Origin of the sequence: Micromonospora sp., from assembly GCF_048594385.1 — a bacterium.
Taxonomy (GTDB): Bacteria; Actinomycetota; Actinomycetes; order Mycobacteriales; family Micromonosporaceae; genus Micromonospora; species Micromonospora wenchangensis.
This window is the reverse complement of record NZ_JBMDWU010000449.1, coordinates 1-3,411: the sequence shown is the minus strand read 5'-3', so window position 1 is coordinate 3,411 and position 3,411 is coordinate 1. Positions and strand designations below refer to the sequence as shown.

The window sequence follows — 3,411 nt, the reverse complement described above, 5'->3', positions numbered from 1 at the left end:
GCGCGGTTCGTGTTGCACCGCATCCGGGGTCGGGCCGGGCACGCCGGGCACCGGATGGTGCTGGTGGGCACCCTGCCGGAGTGCCTGGAGGTCTACGTCGCGGTCACCCGCAACCCGGCCGCCGGCCTGGTGCCGGTGGCCATCCACATCACCGACGGGTACGCCGCCGCCCGGGGCATCCAGACCCCCGTCCCGGTGTACGCCGGGCGGGACGTGCTGGCCCTGGTGCGGGAGGTCGGCGGGGACACCATCGCGGTCTGCGGCTCGGCCAGCGCCGAACCGGGTGAGCTGCGCCGGTTGGCCTGGCAGCTGGAGGGCTCCGGCGTCGACTTGGTGGTCGCCCCGCAGCTCACCGACATCGCCGGCCCCCGGGTGCACATCCGCCCCATCGAGGGCCTGCCGCTGCTGCACGTGGAGGAGCCGACCCTGTCCGGGCCGGCGCTGCTGGCCAAGAACCTGATGGACCGGGTCGCCGCCGGGCTGGGCCTGCTGCTGCTCGTGCCGGTCTTCCTCGCCATCGGGCTGGCCATCCGGCTCTCCGACCCCGGGCCGGTCTTCTTCCGCCAGCCCCGGGTGGGCCACGAGGGGCGGACCTTCCGGGTGTGGAAGTTCCGCACCATGTACGTCAACGCCGAGGAGCGGCTTGCCGGTCTGGTCGACCAGAACGAGACCGACGGCATGCTGTTCAAGATGAAGCAGGACCCCCGGGTGTTCCCGGTGGGCCGCTTCCTGCGGGCCTCCTCGCTGGACGAGCTGCCCCAGCTGATCAACGTGCTGTGGGGGGAGATGTCGCTGGTGGGGCCGCGTCCGCTGCCCGCCGACGACGGCGACTTCCTCGGCGACGTACGGCGGCGGCTGCTGGTCCGTCCCGGGATGACCGGCCTGTGGCAGGTGTCCGGCCGTTCCGACCTGTCCTGGGACGAGGCGGTCCGGCTCGACCTCTACTACGTCGACAACTGGTCGCTGGCGTACGACCTGAGCATCCTGTGGCGCACGGTCGGTGTGGTGCTGGCCCGCAAGGGCGCGTACTGAACCCCTTGGCGTGGCGGGCCGGACAGGCCAGGATCGCGGGGTGGGTGGCAACCTCTCCGCCGTGGTCGGCGTCGTCTCGCTGGTGACCGCGCTCGCCGCCGCGCTCTGGGCGGCGCTGCGGCTGCGCGGTCGACGGGGCATCGCCACCGCCACCCAACGGGCCACCTACGAGGTGCTGCACACCGCCGGACTGGCCGCCGAGCCGCTGCGTACCGGGCTGCACCCGGCGGGCGCGGCGAAGGCCGTACGCCATCTGCGGGCCCTGGTGGGGGCGGCCGGGCTGGCGTTGACGGACGCCGACACGCTGCTGGCCCTCGACGGGCGCGGCGGGCACCACGGCGGGCAACTGCTCGCGGCGGCCCGGCGGGTGGCCGAGACCGGCCGGTCGACGGTGCTGGGCGAGTCGGAGCTGCACTGCGACCGGGTGGACTGCCTCGTCCGGGGGGCGGTGGTGGCCCCGCTGTCGGCCGACGGCCGGGTGGTCGGGGCGCTCGTCGCGGTGGCCGACGGGCCGCCCGCGCCGGGCCTGGTACAGGCCACCCTGGAGACCGCGCACTGGGCCGGCAACCAGCTCTCGCTGGCCGAGCTGGACTCGTCCCGGGAGCGGCTGGCCCGCGCCGAGGTCCGGGCGTTGCGGGCGCAGATCAGCCCGCACTTCATCTACAACGCGTTGACCGCGATCGGGTCGTTCGTGCGCACCGACCCGGAGCGGGCCCGGGAGCTGATCCTGGAGTTCGCCGAGTTCACCAGGTACTCGTTCCGGGCGCACGGGGAGTTCACCACCCTCGCCGAGGAGTTGCGTTCCATCGATCGTTACCTGACCATCGAACGGGCCCGGTTCGGTGACCGGTTGCAGGTGCGGTTGCAGATCGCCCCGGAGGTGCTGCCGGTGACCCTGCCGTTCCTGTGCCTGCAACCGTTGGTGGAGAACGCGGTAAGACACGGGTTGTCGCGCAAGCCCGGTACCGGCATGGTGAGCATCGAGGCCCGGGACGCGGGTGCCGAGTGTCACATCACGGTGGAGGACGACGGAGTGGGGATGGACCCGGCCACGCTGACCGCGGGAATCGCCGAGCTGACCCGGGCCGGCAGCGACCCGACCGACGACCCGGGCCAGCACGTCGGCCTCTCCAACGTCGACGAGCGGCTCCGCTCGGTCTTCGGCGACGGGTTCGGCCTGGTCGTCGAGACGGGCCCCGGCTCGGGTACGAAGGTGAGTCTGCGGATTCCGAAGTTCCACCCGGGCGTACGGGCCGGCGCGTGAGCGAGCGGGGCGGCGCGGTGAACGCCTCCGGGTTCCTGCGGGTGCTGGCGGTCGACGACGAGCCACCGGCGCTCGACGAGTTGGCGTACCACCTGCGGGCCGATCCCCGGGTGGCCCGGCTGCACACGGCCGGTGACGCCACCGAGGCGCTGCGGGTGCTGCGGGACACCGACGTGGACGTGGTCTTCCTGGACATCCGGATGCCCGGCCTGGACGGCATGGAACTGGCCCGGGTGCTGCGCCGGTTCGCCCGCCCGCCCGCGATCGTCTTCGTCACCGCGTACGACGACGGCGCGGTCGACGCGTTCGACCTGGGCGCCACCGACTACGTCCGCAAGCCGGTACGCGCCGAACGGCTCGCCGAGTCGCTGCGCCGGGTGATGGGTTCCCGGGTGGTGCCGTCGCACCCGGCTGCCCTGGCCCGTGCCGAGGAGGACCCGACGATCCCGGTGGAGCTGGCCGGGACGACCCGGATGCTGCCCCGCTCGGCGGTGCGCTGGGTGGAGGCGCAGGGCGACTACGCGCGGCTGCACACCGCCGACGGGTCGCACCTGGTCCGGGTGTCGCTGGCCACCCTCGCCGAGCGTTGGGCGGATGCGGGTTTCGTGCGCATCCACCGGTCGTACCTGGTGCAGTTGCGGCTGATCGCGGAGCTGCGCCTGGTCAACTCGGGGTACGTGGTGCTGATCGACGCCGCCGAGTTGCCGGTGAGCCGCCGGCACACCCGGGAGCTGAAGGACAAGCTGGTCCGCGCCGCCAAACAGGACTGGAACCGCTGACCCGGCTGCGACCATGATCGTCGCAGTGCCGGCGGCTGATCGTCGCTGTATCGGCGGTGTTGCGGTGACGGAGGGCCCCGGAGGCCGCAACATCGGCCCCCTGGCGCGGGAACGGCGAAGGGCGTCCCGGCCGAGGCCGGGACGCCCTTCGCGTGTCGGGGGTCAGCGTGGGGAGGGGGCGCCCACGCCGGAGTCGGTCACCTTCAGCCTGCTGCCGGGGGACGCGGCCCGGCCCGTGGGCGGGGCGGCCGTACCCGGGTAGACCCAGAGCGTGCCGACCACGTCGGCGACCACGTGGGTGTTACCCGAGTGGTTGTAGACGTTGAAGCCCTGGGT

Annotated in this window: 3 protein-coding genes; all 3 read left to right on the top strand. The window is 73.4% G+C overall.

Translation table 11 applies throughout. From position 1 onward, the window contains the following. Positions 1 to 1,032 (top strand): sugar transferase (locus ACOJTC_RS24675; protein ID WP_420118672.1); only part of this gene is annotated, 1,032 nt, incomplete at its 5' end. 40 nt (positions 1,033 to 1,072) lie between these two features. Further along, the gene (locus ACOJTC_RS24670; protein WP_204925441.1) at positions 1,073 to 2,296 is read left to right on the top strand and encodes a sensor histidine kinase; all 1,224 of its coding nucleotides are present in this window, start codon (positions 1,073 to 1,075) and stop codon (positions 2,294 to 2,296) included. Positions 2,297 to 2,313: 17 nt separating this feature from the next. After that, positions 2,314 to 3,075, top strand: coding sequence for a LytR/AlgR family response regulator transcription factor (locus ACOJTC_RS24665; protein ID WP_088643667.1), 762 nt, complete (start codon positions 2,314 to 2,316; stop codon positions 3,073 to 3,075). The last annotated feature ends 336 nt before the right edge of the window (positions 3,076 to 3,411 follow it).